The organism is Ignavibacteriales bacterium (assembly GCA_026390775.1).
GTDB lineage: Bacteria > Bacteroidota > Ignavibacteria > Ignavibacteriales > Melioribacteraceae > Fen-1258.
This window is the reverse complement of record JAPLFF010000007.1, coordinates 1,245,349-1,270,388: the sequence shown is the minus strand read 5'-3', so window position 1 is coordinate 1,270,388 and position 25,040 is coordinate 1,245,349. Positions and strand designations below refer to the sequence as shown.

21 protein-coding genes are annotated in these 25,040 nt (G+C 35.6%); 17 read left to right on the top strand and 4 right to left on the bottom strand.

Annotated features, from left to right (window positions below; all coding sequences use genetic code 11):
• Nucleotides 1-126 precede the first annotated feature (126 nt).
• The 14 genes from NTZ27_10815 (at nucleotide 127) to NTZ27_10750 (ending at nucleotide 17,617) form a co-directional block, all read left to right on the top strand.
• The gene (locus NTZ27_10815) at nucleotides 127-1,260 is read left to right on the top strand and encodes a glycosyltransferase (GenBank protein MCX6175234.1); all 1,134 of its coding nucleotides are present in this window, start codon (nucleotides 127-129) and stop codon (nucleotides 1,258-1,260) included.
• A 109-nt stretch (nucleotides 1,261-1,369) separates the two neighbouring features.
• On the top strand, nucleotides 1,370-2,425 hold the full coding sequence (locus NTZ27_10810) for an NAD-dependent epimerase/dehydratase family protein (protein ID MCX6175233.1): 1,056 nt from the start codon (nucleotides 1,370-1,372) through the stop codon (nucleotides 2,423-2,425).
• On the top strand, nucleotides 2,415-3,728 hold the full coding sequence (locus NTZ27_10805) for a glycosyltransferase (protein ID MCX6175232.1): 1,314 nt from the start codon (nucleotides 2,415-2,417) through the stop codon (nucleotides 3,726-3,728). The genes NTZ27_10810 and NTZ27_10805 overlap by 11 nt, the downstream gene beginning before the upstream one ends.
• Nucleotides 3,729-3,833: 105 nt before the next feature.
• On the top strand, nucleotides 3,834-6,368 hold the full coding sequence (locus NTZ27_10800) for a YfhO family protein (GenBank protein ID MCX6175231.1): 2,535 nt from the start codon (nucleotides 3,834-3,836) through the stop codon (nucleotides 6,366-6,368).
• Nucleotides 6,369-7,886, top strand: a complete 1,518-nt coding sequence (locus tag NTZ27_10795) for an oligosaccharide flippase family protein (protein MCX6175230.1) — start codon at nucleotides 6,369-6,371, stop codon at nucleotides 7,884-7,886.
• Nucleotides 7,886-9,184 carry a hypothetical protein gene (locus NTZ27_10790; protein ID MCX6175229.1) on the top strand — a complete coding sequence of 433 codons (1,299 nt, stop codon included), beginning with the start codon at nucleotides 7,886-7,888 and terminating at the stop codon, nucleotides 9,182-9,184. Before NTZ27_10795 ends, NTZ27_10790 begins: the two co-directional genes overlap by 1 nt.
• 87 nt (nucleotides 9,185-9,271) lie before the next feature.
• Entirely contained in the window at nucleotides 9,272-10,663 is a 1,392-nt protein-coding gene (locus tag NTZ27_10785) for a hypothetical protein (GenBank protein ID MCX6175228.1), read from the top strand.
• 82 nt (nucleotides 10,664-10,745) lie between these two features.
• Complete coding sequence (pseB, locus tag NTZ27_10780) at nucleotides 10,746-11,780, top strand: UDP-N-acetylglucosamine 4,6-dehydratase (inverting) (protein ID MCX6175227.1); 1,035 nt, start codon at nucleotides 10,746-10,748, stop codon at nucleotides 11,778-11,780.
• Between the two features lie 165 nt (nucleotides 11,781-11,945).
• Nucleotides 11,946-12,185, top strand: coding sequence for a four helix bundle protein (locus NTZ27_10775; protein MCX6175226.1), 240 nt, complete (start codon nucleotides 11,946-11,948; stop codon nucleotides 12,183-12,185).
• The gene (pseC, locus tag NTZ27_10770) at nucleotides 12,182-13,393 is read left to right on the top strand and encodes a UDP-4-amino-4,6-dideoxy-N-acetyl-beta-L-altrosamine transaminase (GenBank protein MCX6175225.1); all 1,212 of its coding nucleotides are present in this window, start codon (nucleotides 12,182-12,184) and stop codon (nucleotides 13,391-13,393) included. Before NTZ27_10775 ends, pseC begins: the two co-directional genes overlap by 4 nt.
• Nucleotides 13,390-14,853, top strand: a complete 1,464-nt coding sequence (locus tag NTZ27_10765) for a bifunctional UDP-2,4-diacetamido-2,4,6-trideoxy-beta-L-altropyranose hydrolase/GNAT family N-acetyltransferase (protein MCX6175224.1) — start codon at nucleotides 13,390-13,392, stop codon at nucleotides 14,851-14,853. The genes pseC and NTZ27_10765 overlap by 4 nt, the downstream gene beginning before the upstream one ends.
• A complete protein-coding gene (gene pseI / locus NTZ27_10760; protein ID MCX6175223.1) occupies nucleotides 14,850-15,899 on the top strand; it encodes a pseudaminic acid synthase in 1,050 nt (349 codons plus the stop codon). The genes NTZ27_10765 and pseI overlap by 4 nt, the downstream gene beginning before the upstream one ends.
• Nucleotides 15,889-16,674, top strand: a complete 786-nt coding sequence (locus tag NTZ27_10755) for a glycosyltransferase family protein (GenBank protein ID MCX6175222.1) — start codon at nucleotides 15,889-15,891, stop codon at nucleotides 16,672-16,674. Before pseI ends, NTZ27_10755 begins: the two co-directional genes overlap by 11 nt.
• On the top strand, nucleotides 16,655-17,617 hold the full coding sequence (locus tag NTZ27_10750; GenBank protein ID MCX6175221.1) for a N(4)-(beta-N-acetylglucosaminyl)-L-asparaginase: 963 nt from the start codon (nucleotides 16,655-16,657) through the stop codon (nucleotides 17,615-17,617). The genes NTZ27_10755 and NTZ27_10750 overlap by 20 nt, the downstream gene beginning before the upstream one ends.
• Before the next feature lie 21 nt (nucleotides 17,618-17,638).
• Here NTZ27_10750 and prfA read toward each other — a convergent pair whose 3' ends face one another.
• The 4 genes from prfA to NTZ27_10730 form a co-directional block, all read right to left on the bottom strand.
• Nucleotides 17,639-18,709 carry a peptide chain release factor 1 gene (gene prfA / locus NTZ27_10745; GenBank protein ID MCX6175220.1) on the bottom strand — a complete coding sequence of 357 codons (1,071 nt, stop codon included), beginning with the start codon at nucleotides 18,707-18,709 and terminating at the stop codon, nucleotides 17,639-17,641.
• A gap of 105 nt (nucleotides 18,710-18,814) precedes the next feature.
• A complete protein-coding gene (locus tag NTZ27_10740; protein MCX6175219.1) occupies nucleotides 18,815-20,131 on the bottom strand; it encodes a glycosyltransferase in 1,317 nt (438 codons plus the stop codon).
• 9 nt (nucleotides 20,132-20,140) lie between these two features.
• Nucleotides 20,141-21,046: a tRNA (adenosine(37)-N6)-dimethylallyltransferase MiaA gene (miaA, locus tag NTZ27_10735; protein ID MCX6175218.1), complete on the bottom strand. Its 906-nt coding sequence runs from the start codon at nucleotides 21,044-21,046 to the stop codon at nucleotides 20,141-20,143.
• A gap of 51 nt (nucleotides 21,047-21,097) precedes the next feature.
• Nucleotides 21,098-23,413, bottom strand: coding sequence for an ATP-binding protein (locus NTZ27_10730; GenBank protein ID MCX6175217.1), 2,316 nt, complete (start codon nucleotides 23,411-23,413; stop codon nucleotides 21,098-21,100).
• A 29-nt stretch (nucleotides 23,414-23,442) separates the two neighbouring features.
• Here NTZ27_10730 and NTZ27_10725 point away from each other — a divergent pair, with 29 nt between their 5' ends.
• From NTZ27_10725 to NTZ27_10715, 3 genes are read left to right on the top strand one after another with little or no spacing between them, the layout of a single operon-like run.
• Nucleotides 23,443-24,075 (top strand): hypothetical protein, encoded by a 633-nt coding sequence (locus NTZ27_10725; GenBank protein ID MCX6175216.1) that lies wholly within the window; start codon nucleotides 23,443-23,445, stop codon nucleotides 24,073-24,075.
• A gap of 34 nt (nucleotides 24,076-24,109) precedes the next feature.
• Nucleotides 24,110-24,673: a sigma-70 family RNA polymerase sigma factor gene (locus NTZ27_10720; protein MCX6175215.1), complete on the top strand. Its 564-nt coding sequence runs from the start codon at nucleotides 24,110-24,112 to the stop codon at nucleotides 24,671-24,673.
• Nucleotides 24,666-24,902 carry a hypothetical protein gene (locus tag NTZ27_10715; GenBank protein ID MCX6175214.1) on the top strand — a complete coding sequence of 79 codons (237 nt, stop codon included), beginning with the start codon at nucleotides 24,666-24,668 and terminating at the stop codon, nucleotides 24,900-24,902. Before NTZ27_10720 ends, NTZ27_10715 begins: the two co-directional genes overlap by 8 nt.
• The last annotated feature ends 138 nt before the right edge of the window (nucleotides 24,903-25,040 follow it).

Sequence of the window (25,040 nt, the reverse complement as noted above, 5' to 3'; positions counted from 1 at the left end):
AGCAGTGTCAACTTTGGCTAATTACAATGCAGTTCATTTGCCAAATTGATTTTAGCAACTTCTTATTTTAACTTTGATAAGAATAAACAAAAGCATCAACGATTTCAGAAATAAACGGATAAGTCTTTGGATAATCAGAATAAACCGGAACCGCAGACACAGCAGCCAAAACCAGAAATAATTCCGGCGCAAAATCAGCCGCCCCAGCAATCACAAAAGCAGAATCAACCTAAAAAACCTTATAGAAGATATTACAATAACAGAAAAAAATTCCGCCCTTCTTCAGGTGAACCAAACCAACCACCGCCGCAAGTCCAGAATTTCAGCTTTAAGAAGATTTCTATTGTTGTCCCGTTTTTAAATGAAGAAGAATCTCTTAGACCGCTTTACAATGAAATAAAAAAAACACTTCGGGGAATCTCCTCCGATTACGAAATTATTTTTGTTGATGACGGTAGTTCTGATAAATCCTTAAATATGATCAAAGAACTTGCCCGAATTGACAATAAAATTCATTATTTCAGCTTCCGGACTAATTACGGAAAATCTGCCGCACTTCAAGTCGCATTCAAGCATGTTACGGGTGATGCGGTTATTACAATGGATGCCGATCTTCAAGACGATCCGGCTGAAATTCCTAATCTCTTAAAAAAACTTGAAGAAGGTTATGATCTTGTTTCCGGCTGGAAGAAAAAAAGATATGATCCGATAGTTAAAAAATTATCATCCAAATTTTTCAATTATATAACACGGCTATTTACTAAAGTTAAAATTCATGATTTTAATTGCGGATTAAAAGCATACCGAAAACAAGTTGTTCAAAATATTAGTGTATACGGCGAACTTCACCGATACATTCCTGTTCTTGCCAACTGGAAAGGATTTTCTGTTGCGGAAATTATTGTTAAACATCATCCCCGCCGTTATGGTAAAACAAAATTCGGTATATCAAGATTCTTCAAAGGTTTCGTTGATTTAATCACGGTTATTTTTACAACAAGGTACATTAAACGTCCGATGCATCTTTTCGGTTTTGTTGGATTTTTTATCGCCTTAATTGGATTTGGAATTAATATTGTATTAGCATACGAATGGTTCTTTGTTAATCCCCACTCACCTATAGCTAACAGACCGATCTTTTTTCTGGGAATCTTATTAATCATTGTCGGTGTGCAATTCTTTGCAATTGGTTTGTTGGGAGAAATTTTAGTCCATAATTTTCAAGATGAAAAAGAGTACGTGATTAAGGAACAGAAATGATTAGTACTTAAAATTTATTCGTTTTATTCTATGAACTGCTTCTTTATTCTGCCCCCTACATTCTAATTAAAAATTCTTATTTTTAGATCAACATTAGGAATTTATTCACATGAAATATCATTTAGTCTCGGGCGCTTGCGGTTTTGTCGGCAGAAACACGGTTAAACAATTGCTCAAAAGAACAAATGATTCGGTTATTATGGTTGATGACCTGTCTGTCGGAACACATCCATCAACATGGCTTCGTGATAAGACAACAAAAAAAATCAAAGACATAGAAATTTTTGGTAAGGATGAACGGCTTTTTTATTGGAAGATGGATTTTAGAAAATTCTTAAATAATCTTTTAGAAGATCCCAAATGGCTTGAAAGAGAATACGGTTTAAAGATAGATCGTTTTGGTGATGCGTTTCATTTTGCGGCTATCGTTGGCGGCAGAGCAAAGATTGAGGGCGACCCGATGGCTGTAGCGCTTGATCTTTCTATAGATGCGGAATTTTTTAATTGGATTGCAAAAGCAAAACCTGAACGTGTAATGTATCCAAGTTCATCAGCCGCTTATCCAATCAACATGCAGACAGAAAGTGATGCTGTTGCACTGAAAGAAGCAGATATTAATATAGACGGATTCGTACTCGGCATGCCTGATCTAACTTACGGCTGGACAAAAATGACCGGTGAATTTTTAGCAAAGATAGCCGCACGTAATTATGGAATTTCGATTGTTTGTATTCGTCCCTTCAGTGGTTACGGCGAAGATCAGGATTTAACCTATCCCGTTCCGGCAATTGCAGCGCGTGCAGCAAAAAAAGAAAATCCGTTTGTTGTTTGGGGAACCGGTCAGCAAGGAAGAGATTTTGTTCATATTGATGATGTAATGGATTGCATGTTTATTGCGATGGATAAAATCCATGATGGAACTGCGATAAATATCGGCTCGGGTAAGCTTACAACTTTCATTGATCTGATAAAAATCTTCTGCAAGTTTGCTGATTACAATCCAACAATTAAACCCCTTGTTGATAAACCGATGGGAGTACATTCACGTTATTGTGATATGAGTTTTGTTAAAGAAAAATTAGGATGGGAACCGAGAATTTCCTTAGAAGAAGGAATGAAACGTGTTTATGATGTTGCTGTTGCAAACTTGAAAAGTGAAAAATGAAACAAAATTTAATTCTCAATTCGCAATTATCAATTCTAAATTGATGAAAAAAGTTGTTGTCTTCGGCCCGGGTCCGCAATTCAAGGGCGGAATTGCAAATTACACGACGTCGCTTGCAAAGGCACTAAACAAACTCGGCGCCGATGTTCACATCGTCTCATGGACACAGCAATATCCTTCAATAATTCCGCGTGATTTCATTGACCACTCAAGCAAAAAAAATCTTCTCGAAGAGACCAGCATAAAAGTCGAATACATAACTAACTACAATAATCCCTTATCATGGAAAAAAACTGTTGATGCTATTGGTAAGATAAATCCTGATATAGTAATATTTCAGTGGGCAATTGCAATTCAAGGATTGCCAATGGGATGGATTGCAAATAAACTAAAGCAAGTTTGCAAATGCGAAATCATTTTTGATCTTCACGTAGTTGCTCAGAAAGAAGGCAGTGCAATTGATAATGCAATGATCCGGTATGCGCTTTCTAAACCACACACCTTTATCGTACACTCTCTAAAAACATTTGATGAACTAAAGAAAATATTCCCGAACCAAAAATTTGAAATCACCGACAACCGATCACCGATAACTGACAACAAATTTGTTATTAAACTCTATCATCCCGTTTACGATATGTTTATTCCTGATCCTTCTTTCGACAAGGAAAAAATTAAAAAAGAACTTGGATTGCGAAAACATGTTTTTTTGTTTTTTGGATTCATCCGCAAATACAAAGGGTTGCATAACGTAATTCGTTCTTTTGCAAAATTAGCCAAAGAACGTGATGACGTTTCGCTTCTGATTGTCGGAGAATCATTTTGGAATACGCTTGACACAAAAAAATTATCGACAATAATAAAAAAAAATATTTTCGGATTGATAAAGAAAATACTGATCCGTAAAAGCGATGACGGAAGCAATTACCGTCCTCTTGATTTAATTGACGAGCTTGGCATTCGTGAACAGGTTGTTGTTGTAAACCGTTACGTTGGAAATGAAGAAGTGCATAAATATTTTCAAGTGGCGGACTGCAATGTTTTATTTTATCTTGTTGCCACTCCTTCGGGAGTAGAATCAATCGCTTATAATTTTAAATTGCCAAGTATTGCAACAAGAGTCGGACATTTTCCAGAAACGATAAAGCACGGCTACAACGGTTATCTTGCTGAACCGGGAAATATTAAATCAATGTATGAAATGATGAAATTGTTCTTAGAAAAACCAATTCCATGCAAACACGTTGCAGAACAAGCAGCAAATATGAGCTGGGATAATTATGCAAGTACAATTTTAAAATAAACTTTGCGTTCTCTGCGCCTGCCTGCCGCAGGCAGGTTAAAAGCCTTAAACGCAAAGATCGCAGAGTATTCGCAGAGATAGCTAAGAAAAACTATTGGAGAATAAATGGCGAAGCAGCAAAAAAAATTTACACCGGCACAAACCAAATCTAACGAGAACGGTTTTTCATTTGATAAGTACATTCCGAAAAAATATCAAACACCTGCGTTATTACTCTTGATCTTACTCTTAATCTTAATCTTCTTCTCGCCTGTAATGTTTGGAAATAAAACCACATCTTCCGGCGATCTTATACAGGTAAAAAGTTTGAGAGAATACGCTACAAAAGACCGCGACGGATTTTCTCTTTGGAATCCTTACATATTTTGCGGAATGCCAGCAGTTGCAACTTCAATGTCGCTGCGCTGGTTTGATCTAACCGCTTCGGTCTATTCATACACTACAAGAGTTTATTCGTCTTTCTTCCGCGATTACAATGCAATTTATACTTTCAGTTTTGTTATTCTGGCATTTACGTCGTTCATGTTTATGAGAAGATTCGGCGCAAGCCGGAGCGTAAGTTTTCTTGTTGCAGTTGCAACGGCATTTAGCACCGGGATACTTCTCTTCTTTTATATAGGACATATTACAAAGCTGATGAGTCTTGCTCTTTTCCCATTTATTTTAATGATGCTTTTTAAATTTCAGAAGGAGATAAAACTGCTTGATGTTTTACTTTTTGTTTTCGGATTGCATATTCTCGTTCTGGGTGCTCATGTCCAAATCGTTTTTTACTTTGCATTTACTACAATGATTTATTTCATTTATTTTTTCATTCGTTCATTTGTTATAAAAGATAAATTTTTGCAGAAGCAGTTATTAAAATCTCTCGGCGTTACCGCCGCCGCCGGATTAATTGCTTTGCTCATGTCATTCGATACTTATTCTCAGCTTTATGAATACAAACCTTATTCAACACGCGGAACAAAAAGTTTGACTGAAGAACAAAATCCGGGTACACCGATACAAAGCGAGTCATACGAATATGCAACCAGTTATTCGTTCTCGCCCGGCGAAGTTTTAACCTTCATCGTTCCCTCCTTTTACGGTTACGGTAATTCTACTTACAACGGACCTCTTTCTCAAAATCAAGATGCACCGGTAAATACATATTTTGGACAGATGAGAAGTGTAGACGTGCCGATGTATATGGGTGTAATAATATTTGCGTTAGGGCTTTTTACTCTCTTCGTCCGATGGAAAGAACCGGTCATTCAATTTTTCGGTATAATCGTTCTGCTTTTTTTACTTATCTCATTCGGAAATAATTTTCCTGTAATATATAATTTGATGTATCACTACTTCCCTGCATTCAACAACTTTCGCGCACCTTCGATGATTCTTACAGTTCTTCAAATCACATTTCCCATTCTGGCGGGTTTTGGTGTAATGAAAATTATTTCTCTCCGTGAAGAGAAAAATCCTAAGCTCGAAAAAGTTTTAAGGAATGCAGCCATATTTTTTGCAGGATTATTTCTTTTATCAATCATTCTCGGTGAGAGTTTAGGAAGTTGGTTTACTCAACGCATTAACGATCATGCCGCATTACTTGGTCAGTCACAACAATCTCAAATGTTTACAGCACTTACTGAATATATGTCGGATATGTTTAAGACCGATTTGATAATTGCGCTCGCTCTTCTCGCTCTTACTGCCGGCATAAGTTATGCTTATGTAACTTCTAAACTAAATAAAGAACTATTTGTTTTTGGACTCGCTGTAATGATTTTATTTGATCTTTTCAGAATTGGAAATCGCGGCGCAAATTATGTTGAAGTAGAACAAATAAAGGAATTGTTCCGCGAGCCGGAATATATTTCTGTGATAAAAAAACAAAATGAAAAAAATCCGTTTAGAATTTTGAACCTGAAACGCTCTGGGATGGGCACTGCGAGCAGCAATGCAAATTACAATGTTTACTTTCTGCAGGAGGATTTATCGGGCTACTCTGCTATAAAACCGCGCAGCTATCAAGATATTATGGATGTAGTAACACCTGCTAATTTTACATTATGGCGAATGCTCGGTGTAAAATACATTGTAACCGATAAACCATTTCCGTTCCCGTACTTTACAACTATTGCTATGTCACAAGATTCAACAACATTTGTTAATCGAAACGACATGTCGCTTTCACGTGTTTACTTTGTTGACAGTGTTGCTCAGAAATCTTCTTCCGAAATATTGAATGCAATAAAAGAAAATTCGTTCAATCCAAAAAAGGTTGCTTTTGTTAACTCTATGGATTTCAAATTTGATAAAGGAGATTCCACAAACACTGCCATAATATCCGAATACAAAGATGAACGGATTACCGCAGAAACAAAATCGCAAGGAAATTGCTTTTTGTTTTTTGGTACGACTTATTTGCCTGGATGGAAAGCTTTTATTGATAAGGCGAAAACAACTATTCATAAAACAAATCATGGATTTATGGGAATTGTTGTGCCGAAAGGGGAACATAAAGTTGAATTTATCTATGAGCCTAAAAATTTTGTTTTAGGAAAATATTTATCGTTGATTCTTAATTTGGTAATGTTCGGTGGATTGGTCTTCACATTTTTCTTATCAAGAAAAAAGAACGCCTCGGAAAAATTATAAATGCTTGAACGACTTAAAAGTACAGTCCGTGATACATTTGTTTATAGTCTAAGTAATATTGCGCCGAAAATAGTCGGTGTAATTTTACTTCCGTTGTTCACGGCTAAATTAACTATAAGTGAATTCGGCAACTGGGATTTGATTGACAACTCAATTCAGATACTCGCCGGAGTTGCAATTCTCGGTCAGGCAAGTTCAATAATTTTTTTAAATAACAGCAAAGAATACAAAGGGCAGAAGGAATCGGCGCTTTTTACCTTGTCTGCATTTGTTTTTTCCGTCTGTGTTATTCTTGTTTTGATTACCGAACTATTAATATCAAATCATTCTTCCTTTTTTGAGCATTCGCAATTCAAATCCATTTACATCCGTTTAATTGCTTACATAGTACTTCTCCGTGTAATGAACGATTTGTTCCTTGCTAAAGTCCGCGCCGACGAGGAGGCAGGTTATTACTCTATTGTCAGCATTGCTAAAACTTTATTGATGACGTGCATAACAATTTACTTTGTAGCATTTGCCAATCTTGGAATAGAAGGAATTTTGTACGCAACTTTAACGGCAGAATTATTTACTGTGCTTGTTCTTTTATTAAGAATAATTCCAAAGATGAAATTCGATTTTAATAATCAAATTTTTGTTACTGCGTTAAAATTCGGATTGCCTTTAATATTCAGTGCGTTGGGTTTTATGCTGCTTAATCAAAGCGACCGATTTATAATAAAACTTTTACTCGGTGCAAAATCTGTAGCGATATACGGTTTAGGTTATCGCGTTGCCGGCGTACTCAATATGTTTTTAATTTTACCATTCAGTTTGGGGTTATTGCCATTAGCATATAAATATTACGGAATGCCGGATGATAACCGCTTCTTCACAAAATTAATGACCTACTCGACTTTCTTTTTTGTCTGGGGATTTATTCTTCTTTCATTATTCAGCAAAGAGATTGTCGGTATGTTTGCCCCTCAAGGCGAATATCGTTCAGCTTTTATAGTAATCCCGATCATTCTTCTTTCTTATGTCCTAAGCGGAATGCGTTTAACCGCTTCTATAGGAATGTTTTTAACAAAAAACACAAAGCATATTGCGTGGATTACAACCGCCGCCGCTGCCTTAAATATTATTTTAAATTTTATTTTTATACCTAAATACGGAATTATTGCCGCCGCTGTGAATACTTTAATTTCATTCACGATTTTTTATTTCATAACTCAGATCTTTTCGAATAAATATTTAAAGATTCCGTATGAAAATTCCAAGCTGCTTGTGATGATTCTAATTGGAATTATACTTTCATCGCCTATTTATTTTTTACCTCAAATGAATTTTGTTCTAACTTTCTTAATTAAAATAATTATTACTATTTCATTTCCGTTTATTCTTTTCTTCTTCCGCTTTTATGAAAAACGGGAATTGGATATACTTTTAAGTCCCGTTAAAATGATAGACTTTGTTAAAGGAATAATTCGCGGATCTGATAAAGCGCCCGAAGATTCAGAGAATATAACTCACTAATGAAAAAAGTTTTGATCATATCATACTATTGGCCACCTGCAGGCGGTATTGCTGTTCACCGCTGCTTAAAGTTTACAAAATATTTACGCGAGTTCGGTTGGGAACCGGTTATCTGTACTGCAGAGAATCCCGAATATCCTGTTTTAGATGAAGGAAATTTTAAGGACATACCGAACAGTGTTAAAATTTTAAAAACTAAAATTTGGGAACCGTATAATTTATTTAAATTCATCACGGGCAAGAAAAAGGAAGAGCGGATTCACAATGTTTTTATTGAAGAAGAAAAACCAAGTATCGGACATAAACTTGGCATCTGGATTCGCGGAAATATTTTTATTCCTGATGCCCGAAAGTTTTGGATTCGTCCCTCGGTAAAATTTTTATCTAAATATTTAAAAGATAATCCTGTTGATGTTTTATTCACCAACGGTCCGCCTCAATCTACTCACATGATCGCGTACGAGATAAAGAGAAATTTAAAAATTCCATGGCATGCAGATTTTCAAGATCCTTGGACACAAGTGGATTATTTCCCCCAGCTTATGTTGAATCCGATATCAAAAAAAATTCATGAAGCAAAAGAACAACTTGTCTTTCGGTGGGCGGATAAAGTTACGATCTGCAGCGACACTTGGAAAAACGATCTTGAATCAATCGGTGCAAAAGATGTTGGCGTAATTGTTTGGGGTTATGATGAAGATGATTTTCAAAACATAAATGTTCCGCTTTCAAAAAAATTTACCTTGAGTCATTTCGGAAGTTTGGGTCCCGACCGCAATGCAAAAACTTTGTGGAAAGCACTTTCTATTATTGCAAATGAGAATAAACAATTTGCGAACAATCTTGAGATTGAGCTAGTCGGATTTGTCGGTCATGCAATCGTTGATGAAATTAAATCACTTGGGCTAACTGGAAATCTTAATCTATCAGATCATATTTCAAGAAAGGAAACTCTTGAAAGTATGCACCAATCGCAAATATTGTTACTTATTCTAAACGATATGCCTAATGTTAATGGGAGGCTCCCCGGAAAACTTTTTGAGTATCTTGCTTCACGCAGACCAATACTTGTTGTCGGCCCGGAAGAAAGCGATGCTTCAAAGATTGTTCACGGTGTTAATGCCGGCTATACTTGTGATTTCAATGATCTTGAAAAAACAATTAGAACAGTAAAAGATTTATACGAAAAATTTAGACAAGACAATTTGCCATCGAACAAAACAGATATTTCTCAATACTCAAATAGAAATTTAACTAAGAAGCTGGCAGGTTATTTAGATCTAATAACAAAACATTAAAATGTCACTCTGAGCAAAGCGAAGAGTCTCGGATTCTTCAGTCGTCCGGCGACTGCCGGACTCTTTCAGAATGACACAACTATAAATATGAATAAAAAAATAAAAGTACTTTGCTTTACGGATTTTGCTGTCGGGCGCGATGTGGAAATGATGCTGCCTATCAGATACTTTGCAGAAAGATTTTTGAACTGCGAATTTCATCACGCACTCAATATAGATATTTATCAAATCTACCGCCTTAAACCGGATATAATTTTACAAGCAAACACTATCGGTAGTAATCTCTATTTTCAAATTTCAAAGATCGCTCATAAACAAAATATTCCTTTGTTTGCGCTTATCTCCGAAGGAAATTTTAGAACCGACGGTAGTTTTAATTATTGGGGATTCAACCGCGATAAAAAATTCTATCAAGATTTTGTTTGCTGTTGGAGTGAACGCACGGCTGAGTTCCTAAGGAAAGAAGTCCCAGAAGCAAAAGATAAAATTGTTGTAACCGGCGGTGTAGGATTCGATCGTTATACAATTTATAAGTTCATGCAGAAAGAAGATTTCCTCCGCAAGTACAGCAGTACTCAATTCAAAAAAGTAATTGGTTATGCGGGATGGGCATTCGGTAAGTTGGATCACAAACGCGGACGAGATGAATTGCTTGTTTGGGCAAAAGGTGATGAGAGTAAATTAAAGTGGATTGAAGATCAGCGGAAAAAAGTAAAAAATATTTTAGAACAAGCAATAATTAATAATCCTTCAACTCTATTCATATTAAAACAACATCCACAAGAAAATGCACCCGAAAGAACTGAACCGGTAAAAAATGAAATGAGCGAACTTGCTCATTACAAAAATGTGGTTTACTTGTGCGAAGAGGAATCAATTCATGATCTGATTAGTGTTTCAGATATTTGGACTTGCTTCGAATCTACAACGGCACTTGAAAGTTGGCTGATGGAAAAACAAACAATTTTTATTAATCCCGAAGTAGAATTCAACCGCGATCCGCTTTACAAAGGTTCGGTTATTGTTCAAGATTATAATTCATTTCAAAAATTAATTGATGAATTTTATTCGACCGGAAGGATTGAAAGTTTTTATAGTGCTGAGAAAGATTCAATGCGTAATAAATTGATCAAAGATATTATTGGTTATGGCGATGGAATGAATCACATACGTGCTTCATATTATTTCCAACAAACAATAAATAATTCTCAATTCGCAATTATCAATTATCAATTGCATTTCTGGCATTGGCTCGTTTATATTTTAATAAGAATTGCGGGCCCGCTCTACAACCGAGCTATTTATTCAAAACTGTGGAAATTTAAAAAGCATCTCTGGGTTTTTGAAAATTACAAGATGGAAAAGCTCCACAGGCTTTACGAGAAATACATTCCGTTTTTTGATCGGTTTTATAAAGAGAATAATATAGCCGAAAGATTTAACGGCCGATCTCTTTTCAATGACCCTCTTTCTTTATAATTAACCAGTTGTTGCTAAATATTTTCACAGCAAACAGAATGATAATTTTCCTAAATTTGTTATTAGTTAAACACGAGGATTTATGGACGGTAAAACTATTCTTATAACAGGTGGAACCGGTTCTTTCGGTAAGAAGTTTATTGAGACTGTTCTTAAACGCTACAATCCGAAAAAAATAATTATTTACAGCAGAGATGAACTGAAGCAATTTGAAATGCAGCAAGATCCGAAATTTAAAAAAGACAGTGTGCTAATGCGTTATTTTATCGGCGATGTTCGCGAAGCAAAGAGATTAACGCGTGCAATGGAAGAGGTAGATATAGTTGTTCATGCAGCTGCACTCAAACAAGTTCCAGCAGCAGAGTACAATCCGTTTGAGGCGGTAAAGACAAATATCATCGGCGGACAAAATGTAATTGATGCTTGCTTTGAAAGCGGAGTTAAAAAAGTTATTGCCCTTAGCACTGATAAAGCCGCCGCACCAATAAATCTTTATGGTGCAACTAAATTGACATCCGATAAACTTTTTACTGCTGCTAACAATTATAAAGGCAAACACGATATAAAATTTTCCGTGGTCCGTTATGGAAATGTTATGGGAAGCCGCGGTTCTGTTATTCCATTTTTCATTGAGAAGAAAAGTTCAGGTGTTCTCCCGATTACTGATAAAAGAATGACGCGTTTTAATATTACACTTCAGGAAGGTGTAGATTTTGTATCGCAATGCTTCGATAAAATGTGGGGCGGAGAACTATTTGTTCCGAAAATTCCTTCCTTCAATATTTTAGATTTAGCTAGGGCAATCGCACCCGATTGTAAAATCCAGGAAGTGGGAATTCGTCCCGGCGAAAAGATACACGAAGAAATGATAACTGAGGCGGATGCTCTAAACACAATAGAATTTGAAAAGTATTTTGTTATTCTTCCTTCCGTCCAACTTGGCGATAATGAACAGTTAAAACTTTGGAATACTGAAAAATTCCGGATTGCAAGCAGTGGTAAAGCCGGAAAGTTTTGCGAATACGGTTTCAAATATAACAGCGGAACAAACGAATGGTTTCTTTCAGTCTCAGAATTGCAACAACTTATCAAAACAAATGTGATCGGTGAGCAATAATAGTTATCTGTTGTCGGTTATCAGTTATCGGTGAGTAATGATAAATAAGATTAAATCATTTGAGGATTTAGAAATTTGGAAGTTTTCGCATTCTCTAGTTCTAGAAATTTATAAGGTTGTTAAATCATTTCCTAAGTCAGAAGATTATATTCTACACAACAAATTATTAGATCTGCTCAATCCATCCCGACAAATATTACTAAAGGGATGGGAAGATTTTCTAAAAAAGAATTTTTACAATTCTTAATCATCTCTCGAGGCTCAGTGGAAGGAACAAAATACCATTTAATACTTGCCAAAGATTTGGGCTACTTAGAAGAGAATATATTCAAAGAACTTAAAAATAATTACTCCATATTGGGTAAAAAGATAAATTCATTAATATCATCAATAAAATCAAAATGAAAAAACCGACAACCGATAACCAACAACCGATCACAAAACACTTCTCCTACGGGCAGCAATCAATTGATGATTTCGATGTTCAAGCAGTTGTAGAAACTCTCAAATCCGATTGGCTTACTCAAGGACCAACAATTCAGAAGTTCGAGCAAGCGCTAAATAATAGGTTCGGGGGAAAATTTGCTTCTGTAGTTTCGAACGGAACTGCCGGACTCCATTTAATCGCTTTAGGATTGGGTTGGAAAAAAGATGATGTTGTAATCACTTCACCAATTACATTTTTAGCAAGTGCAAATTGTGCTGTATACGTTGGTGCCACGCCCGATTTCGTTGACATAGATGAATCCTCATACACACTTGACCCGAATGAACTTGAATGGAAGCTTAAACAATACTCAACACAAAACAGAAAAGTAAAAGCAGTTGTTGCCGTTGATTATGCCGGCCATCCATGCGATTGGAGCGCATTAAAAACATTACAAGAAAAATATGAATTCCAACTTGTTAATGATTATTGCCACGCTCTCGGCGCTGAATACAAAGATGAAATTCAGTACGCACCAAAATATGCTGACGCTGTTAATCTTAGTTTTCATCCGGTAAAACATATTACTACAGGCGAAGGCGGAGCCGTTCTAACTAATAACGAATCGCTTGATAATAAAATAAAAACTCTCCGCACTCACGGAATGACGAAAGATGAATCTGTTCTCGAAAAGAATGACGGACCATGGTATTATGAAATGCATGAACCCGGATTTAACTACCGCATCACTGATTTTCAATGTGCACTTGGAATAAGCCAATTAAGAAAGTTAGAGCTTAATATCGGAAGGCGGAGAGAAATTGCCGAATACTATGATAAGATTTTCGGAAAGGATGATCGTTTTATTATCCCAAAAGTTTCCGAATTTGCAAAACACGCGTATCATCTTTATCCTCTTCAGATAAATTTTAACGAGTTAAAAATTTCCAAGAAGAATTATTTTTTAAAATTGAAAGAGAAAAACATCAATTGCCAGGTGCATTATGTTCCTGTACATCTTCAACCATTTTATCGAAAGAACTTTGGATTCAACGCCCATGATTTTCCTGTCGCAGAGAAATTTTATGAACGTGAGCTATCTATACCGATGTATCCCGCTCTAACAGAAGAAGATCTTGAATATATTTCAAATACAATTATCGAAACACTTGATAAGATAAAATGAAGATCTCCATTATTACCGAAGGATTTTCAAAAACCGGATATGGACACATCACCAGGTGTCTTTCACTCTATCAAGCTTTTGAAAAGAAATATATTCTTCCTACACTTTATATCAATGGCGATGATAATGTAAGATCGCTCCTCCCGAATACAAATTATAAGATTATAGACTGGGCTGCACATCCGACAAAATTAATCGGTGAAATAAAGAACAGTGATATTGTTATTATAGATTCTTATCTGGTAGGAAAAGATTTTTACGAAAATATTTCAAAGCATGCTAAAGTATCACTGTTTATAGATGACAATATCCGTATAGATTACTCGGACGGAATTATTTTGAATGGAACTATAAACGCGGAAACTTTTCCATATAAGAAAAAACCCGGCAAGGAATTCTTGCTGGGTACAAAATATATTCCTCTCAGAAAAGAATTTTGGAATGCAGTAAACAGAAAATTCAATAAGGAACTCTCTTCTATACTAATAACATTTGGTGCAACAGACAGCCAGAATCTAACATGTTCAGTATTAAAATCGCTGCATGAAAACTTTCCAGCCATAAAAAAGAAAGTTGTAGTCGGAAGCGGCTTTATAAACAAAGATGAAATTGAAAAACTTCGTGATATCAATACAGAATTATTTTATTCACCCTCGGCTTTGCTTATGCGAGAGCTGATGCTGTTTTCCGATATTGCTATTACTGCGGCAGGACAAACGCTTTACGAACTTGCTGCCACTGGTACGCCTTCAATTGCAATTGCTGTAGCAGAAAATCAAAAAAACAATATTCTTGAATGGAAAAGAAAAGGATTTTTATTAAATACGATTTATCATAACGACGTAAACTTTATAAGAAGAATTATTGAACAATTTCAAACTTTACAATCAATTTCCGTCCGCAAAAAATTAAGCGGTATTGGTGTGAATAATGTTGATGGTCAAGGTTCGATTCGTGTGGTCAATTATCTTATAGACAAAGTTTGTAATTCATATGGATTCTATTTACGAAGCGCGGCTGAAGTTGATTCGCAAAAAGTATTCGATTTATCCAATGATCCCGCTGTTAGGAGTCAATCTATTACCTCTGATACTATTGAGTTGGGTGATCATAAAAAATGGTTTTCCGAGAAAATAAAGAAAGAAGATTATATATTTCTGTTAGCTTTTGATAAGAAAAACAATTTTATGGGACAAGTACGGTTTGATATTAAAAAAGTTGATGCGGTAGTAAGCATCAGCATTGTAAATGAATTTAGAGGAAAGGGTTTTTCGAAAAATATTTTGAAAGAAGCGTGCACTAAAATATTTTCCGAGAAGGACATTTCAACTATTACTGCTTATATCCTCCCGGATAATATTGCTTCAATTAATGGATTTAAATCTGCCGGTTTTATAAAGAGTGATGAATCTATAATTAATGAAAAACGATTTTTAAAATTTATTCTAAACAAAAAATGAATTTCAAAATCGGAAATTTTAATACTGCTGAAGAGAACAAAGTATTTATTGTTGCAGAACTCTCTGCCAATCATAATCACAGTTATGATAATGCAGTTCAATCTATAAAAGCAATTAAAGATTGCGGTGCCGATGCCGTTAAAGTTCAAACTTACACAGCAGACACTCTAACAATAGATAGCGACAAAGATTATTTCAAGATCGAACAAGGCACAATTTGGGACGGTGCGACTTTATATCAGCTTTACCAAACTGCATATACACCTTGGGAGTGGCAGCCGAAATTAAAACAACTTGCCGAAGAACTCGGACTAACATTCTTCTCAACACCATTCGATAAAAGCTCCGTGGATTTTCTAGAGAAGATGAATGTGCCCGCATACAAAATCGCATCATTTGAAATTGTAGATATTCCTTTGATCGAATATGCCGCATCGAAAGGAAAACCAATAATTATTTCTACCGGTATTGCAACAGAAGAAGAAATTAAAGACGCAGTTGAAGCGTGTCGCCGTGTGGGCAATGATCAAATCGCTTTGTTAAAATGTACATCAGAATATCCCGCTCAGATTGAAGATGCAAATCTAAAAATGATTCCGCTTCTTGCATCAAAATTTAATGTGGTCGCGGGTTTATCAGATCACACACTAAGCACAACCGTTCCAATTGCTGCCGCTGCTATGGGTGCAAGAATAATTGAAAAACATTTTATATTAGATAAGAAAATAGGTGGACCGGATTCTTCGTTTTCTATAGAACCTGCTGAATTCAAAAAAATGGTTGATGAAATAAGGCAAGTAGAAAAAGCTTTGGGCAATGTTAGTTTTGAGTTATCGGATAAAATAAAAAAGAGCAGAACATTTGCCCGTTCCCTTTTTGCTGTAACAAATATTGCCGCCGGTGAAGTGTTTACGGAAAATAATATCCGATCTATCCGTCCCTCTAACGGACTTGCCCCAAAATATTTAAAAGATATTCTTGGCAAAAAAGCTTCTGCAAATATTGAAAAAGGAACGCCATTAAACTGGGATTTAATTGCTAGATAGAAAAGAAAATATTAGCATAGTGGCAATTGTTCAAGCGAGATTTGGTTCAACACGCTTTCGCGGAAAAATATTTAAAAATTTGGTTGACCAACCCATGCTCAAACACGTTGTTAACAGACTTTCTTATTCAAAATATATTAACAAGATTGTTGTTGCTACAACAACTGAAACGGAGGACGATCAAGTTGAAGCATATTGCAAACTGAATACTATCCCTTGTTACCGCGGAAGTTCTAATGATGTTTTATCTCGGTACTTTGAAACCGCAAAAATTTTCCGCGCTAATACTATTATAAGAATTACAGCGGATTGCCCCTTGATTGATCCGGAGATAATTGATCGGATGGTAGAGACGTTTAACAAATTAAATGAACTGAAGTATTTCGATTATCTCAGCAATACAATTCACCGCACATTTCCACGCGGATTAGATGTAGAAATATTTTCTTTCAATGCACTTCGGAAAGCTTTCTATCATGCATCAAAAGAATATGAACGGGAACATGTAACCCCGTTTATTTATGAACATTCAAAATTATTCAGAATTAAAAATTATCCGAATCCAAAAGATTATTCATTTCACAGATGGACCGTTGACACAGAAGAAGATTTTAAATTAGTTGAAGAAATTTATAAAGCATTATATCATTCAAAGAAAATATTTCTTTTCAATGATGTTCTAAAATTATTTGATGAGAGACCAGACCTAATTTCCATAAATCAGAATATCAAACAGAAAAAGATGGGAGATAAACATGAAGATCACACGCCGTGATTTTGTAAAAACCGGGGCTATAGCAGGAAGCGGCTTGTTGCTAAATCAATTATCTCCAACAAACATTTTCTCCGGTTCAAAATTATCTAATGGTCCAATAGTTGTTTCCACGTGGTCGCCCAATTTGAAATCGAACGCGCGGGCAATGGAAGTATTACTGCAAGGAAAAAGTTCTTTAGATGCTGTTGAAGAAGGAATTAAAATTACCGAAGCCGACCCGAACGATTCTTCGGTTGGATACGGCGGATTACCGGATGCAGACGGCAAAGTAACTTTGGACGCTTCGATCATGGATTGGAAAGGAAATGCAGGCTCGGTAGCTTTTATCGAAAACATAATGCATCCGATTTCTGTTGCACGGCTCGTAATGGAAAGAACTAAACACGTTATGCTAGCAGGCGACGGCGCAAAAAAATTCGCTCTTCAAAACGGGTTCAAAGAAGAAAATCTTTTAACTGAAAATGCAAAGAATGCCTGGTTAAAATGGAAAGAGAACCAAATTAAAAAAGATAATCATGATACGATCGGCATGCTGGCAATAGATAAAATGAATAACCTTAGCGGCGGTGTTTCTACAAGCGGGTTGGCTTTTAAATTACACGGAAGAGTTGGCGATTCGCCAATAATCGGCGCAGCTTTATTTGCTGATAATGAAATTGGTGGAGCTGTTTCGACAGGCAACGGCGAGTATGTTATGAGAACGCTCGGTAGTTTTTTAATCGTTGAAAAAATGCGAGAAGGTTTATCCCCACAGAAAGCTTGCCGGTTTGCTATTAACCGTCTTTATAAATCACTAAAAGATTTTACAGATATCAACATTAGTTATTTGGCAATTTCAAAAAGCGGAGAAGTCGGGGCTTACTCATTAAAGGGCGGGTTTACTTACTGCTTCACATCACCAACAGAAAACAAAGCCGTTACAAGTGATTACTTAATGAAATGATAAGTGACTGTTAAAGAAATTTTAACTTGCTTGAAGTTTCTCAGCACGATCTGCAAGTTTTAATTTTTCTACAAGTTCATGCAGATCGCCTTCAATAATTTCCGAAAGGTTGTAGAGAGTTAGTCCAATTCTGTGATCGGTAACTCTATTTTGCGGAAAGTTGTAAGTTCTAATTTTATCGCTTCTGTCTCCGCGCTTTACAATCAACTTGCGTGCAGCAGCAATTTCGCTATTCTGTTCTGATAATTTCTTATCGTATAATCTTGCTTTCAAAACTTTCATTGCTTTCTGGCGGTTCTTCAATTGCGAACGCTCATCCTGGCATTGAACAACAAGTCCGGTTGGAATATGTGTTATGCGAATTGCGGTTTCAACTTTATTAACGTTCTGTCCACCGGCACCGCCACTTCTAAAAACATCAATTCTAATATCATTAGGATCAACATTCACTTCAACATCTTCAACTTCGGGAAGTACAACCACAGAAGCGGCAGATGTATGGACTCTTCCGTTTGCTTCGGTTGCCGGAACACGCTGGACACGGTGAACACCGCTCTCAAACTTCAAGTCTGCAAAAACACTTGAACCGGTTAAACTAAAAATTATTTCTTTAATTCCGCCGATGCCTGTATCGCTCGAATCAATGATCTCTTTTTTCCATCCGCGGACTTCGGCGTAACGGGAATACATTCTATACAGATCGGCGGCAAACAATCCGGCTTCATCTCCGCCTGTCCCGGCGCGTATTTCCATAATTACATCTTTATCATCGTCGGGGTCCTTCGGCACAAGAAGAAATTTTATTCTCTCTTCCATCGCATCGCGTTTCATTCTTAGATCACTAAGTTCACCCTGTGCCATTTCCGTAAGCTCTTTATCATCATTGCTCTCAATAATTTCTTGATTACCATTTATATTTTTAACCAGGCTGTCGTATTCGTTGAAAGTTTCAACGAGATCTATAAGACTGCTTCTCTCTCTGCTGAGTGAAATAAGTTTAGATTGATCGGATAGATTGCGCGGATCGGATAAATCCTCATTAATCTTATCATACTTCTCTTTTATAGATTTAAGTTTTTCGTAGATTTCCATTTTTCCTCTTATTAATCCCAACTTTGTCGGGAAAAAATGCGGGCAAAATATAATCAAGTTTAGAGTGAGATTCTAAGATGACTTTGGGGAATAAGCCGAAAAGCTTTAAGCAAGTTTTCTTAACAGAGAAAGGTATTCGATTTGTTCTTCAACTGGCGAAATTATTTTTTTTCTCATAATTCTCAATTCGCTATTCTCAATTCTCAATAACTCATCCAGTGCTTCAAACATATTTACCAATGGAAATCCGTTGTCTCTGAGATAGTGAATTAATTTCAATGTGCGGAATCCATCGAACCAAATTTGTTTCTGTTTTTGTTTTTGTTCATCGGATTTGGAATTCTTTAGAATCTTATTCCAACTATCTTCGAAAGAATTTTGTACAAGAAAATCATAAAGCGACTTATGAATTGCTGCAGTAGATTTCAAATAATGTTCAGCATCAAAAATTTCTTTTGAGTTGTAAATTTTCAACCATGACTTCAAAACATCGAACGACTTTGGATCATATAAAAGATATTCTTTATGAGTGCCAGCAAAAAATCTATTTACTCTTTGTCCGGTTCCAAACGGTACGCGCCATGAACCGCGGCTTGATGGATAAACTTTTGCAGTACTAATCTTTTTGATCTTTGTGATCTTAGCTAGTTTTTCCATAAAATAAAAATCTTCTGCAGCTTTCTTTTTATTCATTCCACCAACCTTTATATAACTTTCATAATCGCAGATCATTGTCGAACCGATCGTTGGAAAAGCAAATGGTGAATTCGCATATTGTAAACCTAGAACATAATAGCGGAGAAAAATTTCGTAGCAGATTATAGCAAGTTGTTCGCTCTCGTTTTCCGGAAGCATGTGCTCATACTGAACATAGGCAGCGTGGATGTTCGGTTGCTTGAATGTTTGAATGATTGATTCAAGATAATTATTTGAAACTGTGCAGTCTGCATCAAGACAGATCAAAATATTTTTACCGGAATTCGAATAATTAAATTGTGTGAGTGCAAGGTCCATTCCTATTTTTCTTGCCAAACCAACACCGCCGTCTTTTTCGGGCAGCTCTAATCCGCTGCTTGATGCATTTACCAGGCCAATATTTATTCCGGGATTATTTTTTTTTAAACTAATTTTTCTTATATGTTCTATGCTCTTCCGGTTATCTATTTTTACTTCTTCGTTGGAATATTTCAGATTATTAATAACAAAAACAAACAGATTCATTTCTAAATATTTTTTATCGTTGTCTAATAATGAAGCCAATAACCGTTTAATGTTTTCACTTTCTTGAATTGCCGGAATGACAATTATGTTATTAAATTTCTTCTCGGCTGGTAATTCGAGTGACCAGTTCTTCAATCCATATTTATCCAAATATTTAGAAACGGTAATTGGTTGTTGATGGGTTGTGATTGAATTGCTCATGTTATTTGTTTACGAAAAATATTGAGAAATGATCTGCTCTGCTTCTCCGTAACTAGGTCCTTCAATCCAATGAATAATTGTTCCCTCGCGCTCCATTTTTCTAAACCATGTCATTTGCCGCTTAGCAAAACTGTGGATCGCGCTATTCAATTTTTGATGCATATCATTATAATTCAATTCACCGCTCAAATATTTTCCGATGAATTTATATTCAAGTCCGAATAAGTCAAGCCGTTCAAAAGAAATTCCATCATCAATTAATTTTTTAACTTCTTCGATCATTCCATTCTGCAAACGATGTTTAAGACGCACAGTTATTCTTTTCTTGATTTCTTCCCTATCAAGCCGAATCCCGATCGTAAAAGAATTAATGTTAGATTTATTTAACAACTCTTTATCATTCTCTTTTTCGGCAATCATAATTGCCCGTATTAGCCTTTCTTTAACAAGAAGGTCTGTTGTGTTGTGCAATGACGGATTAACCTTTTTCAATCTTTCTCTTAAATCTGCTATTTCATATTCATCAAATTCTTTATAACGCGCTTCATCAAAATCAATTTTGTTTAATTCGTATCCGTTTAAGATAGAATGTAAGTACAATCCGGTGCCTCCGACAAGAAAAGGAATCTTTCCGCGGGAGGTTACATCGCTAAATGATTCATAAAAAAATTTATTAAAAAGGAAAAGATTGAATTCTTCTTTCGGCTCTATCACATCAATCAAATGATGCGGGATAATTATTCCATCAATATTATAATCACTAATATCTTTTCCGGTACCAATATCCATCCCTATATAAACTTGTCTAGAATCGGCGGAAATAATTTCTCCATTAAAACGATTTGCTAATTGTGCGGCAAGGTGAGTTTTACCAACTGCTGTGGGACCAAGAATAGTTATCAGATTGTAATTCATTGATATTTGTCATTCCAAATTCTTGACCGTTCCATTCATCACAATGACAGATTAGATTGCAGATGCTATTGGTAAAGTTATAATAAATGTAGCGCCGTTCCCTATTGAACTTTCAACATCAATAGTTCCGTTATGTGCTTCAACTACTTTTCTTGTGATCGAAAGTCCTAGCCCGGTTCCTTCTTTTTTCCCATGCGTCATAAACGGTTCAAATATTTTTTCTTTGAATCCTTCGGGAATACCGCGTCCTGAATCCTTAAAATATATTTTCGCTTTTTTATCTTCGCGTTTAGTAGAGACATGAACAATACCGCCATCCGGCATGGCATCACATGCATTTTTAACAATGTGAGTATAACATTGAAAAAATTCTTTCTGATCAAGTTTAACTGTAACATCTTTGTCGGTCTCGGTTACAATTTTGCAGTTCCGGCTTTCAACATTTTGTTCAACTCGCGAGGCATAATCTGCAAGAGTATTATTCAAGCTTACGTTAATTGTACGTAGAATAGTCTTACCTTCCGAATAACTGGAAGTTGATTGAACTAAGTCGGCAACTTGTCCAAGTTGTTCAAGCAGCATATCAATTATTTGCGTTGTATCTGCCGGTAGTTGTTTACTGCGTAAATGTTCTGCATATCTTTTACTAACAAGAATAGGTTTTTTAATATCTTGAATTAAAAAGTTTGCCATTTTACCAAGTGATTGAACTCTTTCTGTCTGTAATAATTTTTCAACAAGTTCTGCATTCTGAAGAGCAATTGCGGAATGAATTGAAAGCGCCGCTAAAAATTCTTCGTCGCGTTTATTGAATTCGCCTTTAGAACTGTTGAGCAATTGAAGAACTCCAATGATCTGGCTTTTATTATTCTTAATTGGAAAGCAAATCATGTTTCTTGTTGTGTAACCGCTTGCACGATCTATGTCACCTCTAAACCGAAAGTCTTTTTGAACATCTTTTATATTAACTGTCTCTCCGCTCTTAGCAACAAATCCGGCAAGTCCATCTCCTATCTTTAGGCGGATCTCGCGCATCTCATCGCCCATCGTAATCAAAGACCAGAGTTCATTCTTTTCTTTATCAACCAAATAAAGTGTTCCGCGGTCCGCTCCTGTTAGATCTGTTGCAACATCAATTATGTTTTTTAATACTTCATCCACACGGATATTTGAGTTAACCAACTCTGCTGCTTTGATAATCATTTGAAGTTCATCGGTATTCATAACTTGTTCAATTTGAACTTCTGAATTTTTGTTTACTAATTGTTTAGTTTTTTGATGAACGGGTTCTGAGCTTGTTTCAGTAATTTTTTCAGCTTCGGAAGTATCTTTCATTGTTTCTTTATCAATTACTTCTGGAAAAAAATCTAAATTGCCATTAGTAAAATTCACTTTTTCTGCTGATTCTCTTTTATGAGCGGATAAATCTTTTGATGGAATAATTTCTTCATCAAAAGTTTTCTTTTTTGTTTCAGGTTCTTCATTAACTCCTAGAGATGATAGAAATGCTTCATCGGTTTCTTCGATCTGTGGTTGATCTTTTTTCTTCTCAGGTTCATAGAAAGTTTCATGAGTGCCGCTAAGAATGCGGAATAATGCATCGTTCAAACCATCGTCGGATTTTTTTGTTTCTTCGGGTTTCAATGGAAGATCGGGTAATTCAAATTCAGCTTTTGGAATTCCGTCTTCGTTCAAAGATGAGCTTTCATCAAAGAATAGAGTCTTCGGCGCGGAATCTTCTTCCGGTATTTCATCTTTTACTATTGAGTTTATATTTTCATCACTGGGGGTGTTAAGATGATCTATGCTTAAATGAGAAATTTCTTCGGCTGATTGTTCTTCAAAATGTTTTGATTCTTTGATAGGGATAAAATTATCTTTAAGCGGCGGTGCCCACGTTGGTTCTTCTATTTCCTGAACTTGCCTGGTTTGAATGTTTCCAGTCCTAGCCGATATTTCTTCTTCATCAATTTCGGCAACCGGTTCTCTAAGGTTTATTAAAATTTCGTCGTCTTGCTGTATTAACAGATCAACTTCTTCGCGTGTTAATGAAATTATGTAAGAATCTCTAAGGGCAACCGCTGTTGAAGTGCGCGATGTTTCTTCAAAAAATTCTTCATGGCCGAAGAAATCATTTTCCGAAAATAAGTATGACTTGGTTTTTCCTAACAGACGTTTCTTAAGAACATTTATCTCACCGCTTATAACTAAATAAATTATCTCTGCAATATCACCTTCGCGGTAGAGAATTTCACCTTCGCCAATTGTAATTAATTGACCTCTAACATTTCTTAGGTCAATCTTAGAAATGTCTGCATTTTTAAGTAATTTGTTCCGGCTTAAAGTTATTAATAATTGATTTTCCATATCACCGACAAATATTGAGGTAATTTTTAATGCAAAATGCAGAAATTAAACGAGCTATAAAACACCTTTCCAAACATGATAATACTCTTTCAACAATAATAAAAAACATCGGTATTATCAATTTAATGCCTCACAAGAAATACTTCAATGCATTGCTAGATGCTATTATAGGTCAGCAATTATCAATGTATGCCGCTGACAAGATAGCTTTTCGATTTATGAATTTATTCAACAACAACCCTTTGCCTGAACAAATCCTTAAAGCAGAAGATGCTTCATTGCGAGCGGTCGGATTATCTAATGCCAAAGTAAAATATGTAAAAGACCTTTCTGAAAAAATACTATCGTGTGAAATTAATCTTAAAGGATTCTCTAAAAAATCAGACGAAGAAATAATTTTGGAATTAACAAAAGTAAAAGGAATTGGTGTTTGGACCTCACACATGTTTTTGATTTTCACGTTGGGGCGGTTAAATGTGCTTCCCTATTCCGATCTTGGTATTCGTAAAGCGGTAATGTTAAATTACAATTTGAAAAAACTACCGGATGAAAAGAAGATTAAATCAATTTCAAAAAAGAATAATTGGAATCCGTATTGTTCCATTGTTAGCGTTTATCTTTGGAGAAGCTTAGACATTAATTTACTCCAACGTGATGAATAACCAGAATCCTTACCGGAATAAAGACATCAAATAAATGAATGAATTAAAACTAATAGAGCAAGCACAGCGGGGAGACAGAAAATCTTTAGCAGAGCTTGTAAAAATTTACGAACAGACTGTATATAATTTCTCTTTTAAGATTTGCAGAAATAAAGATAAAGCCGAGCACACTATGCAAGAAACTTTTTTAAGCATGGTGAAAAATTTAAATCAGTTCAGCGGACAGTCGAAATTATCCACTTGGCTTTACAGAGTTGTAAGCAATCATTGTTTAATGCTTGCGCGGTCAGAAAGCAAATACGCTTATGCATCATTTGAAGATGAGGATGCTGACATTGATGAGAAAAATATCGCTGATTGGAAAGTAACTCCGGATAAGGTAACAGAAAACAATGAACTAAAGGAACATCTTGATAAAGCAATTGAAAAACTTCCGGCAGATTACAGAATTGTTTTTATGCTGAGAGATGTTGAGGGTTTTTCAACAGAAGAAACTGCAAAGATGGTAGAACTTTCCGTACCGGCTGTTAAATCAAGACTACACCGAGCAAGATCTTTTTTAAGGAATGAATTAAACGGAATGTTTAATTATGAATAAGAACAAACCAAACTGTAAAGATGTAATGATGCACATTTGCGATAATCTTGGCGAACAGCTTGATTCCCCGAATTGTCTTATGATAAAAAAACATCTTGACGAATGTGAGAATTGTAACCATTACTTCAAATCTGTTGAAACCACAATTGAGTTCTACAAAAAATATAACGTTAACCTTCCCAAAGAAGCGCACAACAGGTTGATGGAGTGTTTAGGGTTGAAGGAATAATAAAAATCACAAAATTCATCCTTCAATTAAATTCTCAATGATTTTATACTTTTTGTATTCTCCCTCACCGAAATGCACTTTTGACATCTGTCCAAGTTGAACAAAAAACCAAATTTTTCTTTCTAATTCCTATTATTT

Bases quoted from the DNA above. Each gene is read 5' to 3' on its own strand.
- NTZ27_10715 (MCX6175214.1), top strand. From the start codon at position 24,666: ATGAATAAGAACAAACCAAACTGTAAAGATGTAATGATGCACATTTGC.
- NTZ27_10785 (MCX6175228.1), top strand. From the start codon at position 9,272: ATGAATAAAAAAATAAAAGTACTTTGCTTTACGGATTTTGCTGTCGGG.
- NTZ27_10720 (MCX6175215.1), top strand. From the start codon at position 24,110: ATGAATGAATTAAAACTAATAGAGCAAGCACAGCGGGGAGACAGAAAA.
- NTZ27_10810 (MCX6175233.1), top strand. From the start codon at position 1,370: ATGAAATATCATTTAGTCTCGGGCGCTTGCGGTTTTGTCGGCAGAAAC.
- NTZ27_10730 (MCX6175217.1), bottom strand. From the start codon at position 23,413: ATGGAAAATCAATTATTAATAACTTTAAGCCGGAACAAATTACTTAAA.
- pseI (MCX6175223.1), top strand. From the start codon at position 14,850: ATGAATTTCAAAATCGGAAATTTTAATACTGCTGAAGAGAACAAAGTA.
- pseC (MCX6175225.1), top strand. From the start codon at position 12,182: ATGAAAAAACCGACAACCGATAACCAACAACCGATCACAAAACACTTC.
- NTZ27_10725 (MCX6175216.1), top strand. From the start codon at position 23,443: ATGCAAAATGCAGAAATTAAACGAGCTATAAAACACCTTTCCAAACAT.
- NTZ27_10795 (MCX6175230.1), top strand. From the start codon at position 6,369: ATGCTTGAACGACTTAAAAGTACAGTCCGTGATACATTTGTTTATAGT.
- NTZ27_10790 (MCX6175229.1), top strand. From the start codon at position 7,886: ATGAAAAAAGTTTTGATCATATCATACTATTGGCCACCTGCAGGCGGT.
- NTZ27_10740 (MCX6175219.1), bottom strand. From the start codon at position 20,131: ATGAGCAATTCAATCACAACCCATCAACAACCAATTACCGTTTCTAAA.
- NTZ27_10750 (MCX6175221.1), top strand. From the start codon at position 16,655: ATGAAGATCACACGCCGTGATTTTGTAAAAACCGGGGCTATAGCAGGA.
- pseB (MCX6175227.1), top strand. From the start codon at position 10,746: ATGGACGGTAAAACTATTCTTATAACAGGTGGAACCGGTTCTTTCGGT.
- prfA (MCX6175220.1), bottom strand. From the start codon at position 18,709: ATGGAAATCTACGAAAAACTTAAATCTATAAAAGAGAAGTATGATAAG.
- miaA (MCX6175218.1), bottom strand. From the start codon at position 21,046: ATGAATTACAATCTGATAACTATTCTTGGTCCCACAGCAGTTGGTAAA.
- NTZ27_10800 (MCX6175231.1), top strand. From the start codon at position 3,834: ATGGCGAAGCAGCAAAAAAAATTTACACCGGCACAAACCAAATCTAAC.
- NTZ27_10765 (MCX6175224.1), top strand. From the start codon at position 13,390: ATGAAGATCTCCATTATTACCGAAGGATTTTCAAAAACCGGATATGGA.